Origin of the sequence: Psychromonas sp. SP041 (genome assembly GCF_000470315.2) — a bacterium.
Lineage (GTDB): Bacteria > Pseudomonadota > Gammaproteobacteria > Enterobacterales > Psychromonadaceae > Psychromonas.
The window spans coordinates 1-1,682 of record NZ_CBRF02000084.1 but is presented as its reverse complement, the minus strand read 5'-3'; the positions used below and the strand labels follow the sequence as shown (position 1 = coordinate 1,682).

Here is a 1,682-nt window from a genome sequence, read left to right as displayed (position 1 = left end):
TTAAGTGCAAATTAAACTTTAAATTGAAGAGTTTGATCATGGCTCAGATTGAACGCTGGCGGCAGGCTTAACACATGCAAGTCGAACGGTAACAGAAAGTAGCTTGCTACTTTGCTGACGAGTGGCGGACGGGTGAGTAATGCTTGGGAATATGCCTTATGGTGGGGGACAACAGTTGGAAACGACTGCTAATACCGCATAACATCTCCGGATCAAAGTGGGGGACCTTCGGGCCTCACGCCATAAGAGTAGCCCAAGTGGGATTAGCTAGTTGGTAAGGTAATGGCTTACCAAGGCGACGATCCCTAGTTGGTCTTAGAGGATGACCAGCCACACTGGAACTGAGACACGGTCCAGACTCCTACGGGAGGCAGCAGTGGGGAATATTGCACAATGGGCGCAAGCCTGATGCAGCCATGCCGCGTGTGTGAAGAAGGCTTTCGGGTTGTAAAGCACTTTCAGCGAGGAGGAAAGGGTAAATCTTAATAGGGTTTATCTGTGACGTTACTCGCAGAAGAAGCACCGGCTAACTCCGTGCCAGCAGCCGCGGTAATACGGAGGGTGCGAGCGTTAATCGGAATTACTGGGCGTAAAGCGCGCGTAGGCGGTTAATTAAGTCAGATGTGAAATCCCAGGGCTCAACCTTGGAACTGCATTTGAAACTGGTTAACTAGAGTTTTGTAGAGGGTGGTAGAATTTCAGGTGTAGCGGTGAAATGCGTAGAGATCTGAAGGAATACCAGTGGCGAAGGCGGCCACCTGGACAAAGACTGACGCTGAGGCGCGAAGGCGTGGGGAGCAAACGGGATTAGATACCCCGGTAGTCCACGCAGTAAACGATGTCTATTAGAATTTTGTGGCTATATGCCGTGGGATTCAAAGCTAACGCATTAAATAGACCGCCTGGGGAGTACGGCCGCAAGGTTAAAACTCAAATGAATTGACGGGGGCCCGCACAAGCGGTGGAGCATGTGGTTTAATTCGATGCAACGCGAAGAACCTTACCATCCCTTGACATCCAGAGAATCTGTTAGAGATAGTAGAGTGCCTTCGGGAACTCTGAGACAGGTGCTGCATGGCTGTCGTCAGCTCGTGTTGTGAAATGTTGGGTTAAGTCCCGCAACGAGCGCAACCCTTATCCTTATTTGCCAGCGGGTTATGCCGGGAACTCTAGGGACACTGCCGGTGATAAACCGGAGGAAGGTGGGGACGACGTCAAGTCATCATGGCCCTTACGGGATGGGCTACACACGTGCTACAATGGCAAATACAAAGGGCTGCTAACCAGCGATGGTATGCGAATCTCCTAAAGTTTGTCGTAGTCCGGATCGGAGTCTGCAACTCGACTCCGTGAAGTTGGAATCGCTAGTAATCGTGGATCAGAATGCCACGGTGAATACGTTCCCGGGCCTTGTACACACCGCCCGTCACACCATGGGAGTGGGCTGCACCAGAAGTCATTAGCTTAACCCTTCGGGGATGGCGATGACCACGGTGTGGTTCATGACTGGGGTGAAGTCGTAACAAGGTAGCCCTAGGGGAACCTGGGGCTGGATCACCTCCTTACGTAAAGAAACACATTAGCAAGCCTTACGATGAATTTGCTTAGGCAAATAAATCTACCGGCCAAAGTTTTTGCTACGCAAATACTTAGCGAGTGCCCACACAGATTGTTTGATTAGA

At 50.8% G+C, this 1,682-nt stretch carries 1 rRNA gene; it reads left to right on the top strand.

What is annotated here, in order from left to right:
- The first annotated feature begins 20 nt into the window (after positions 1–20).
- Positions 21–1,565 (top strand): 16S ribosomal RNA (locus SP041_RS20615).
- Positions 1,566–1,682 lie beyond the last annotated feature (117 nt).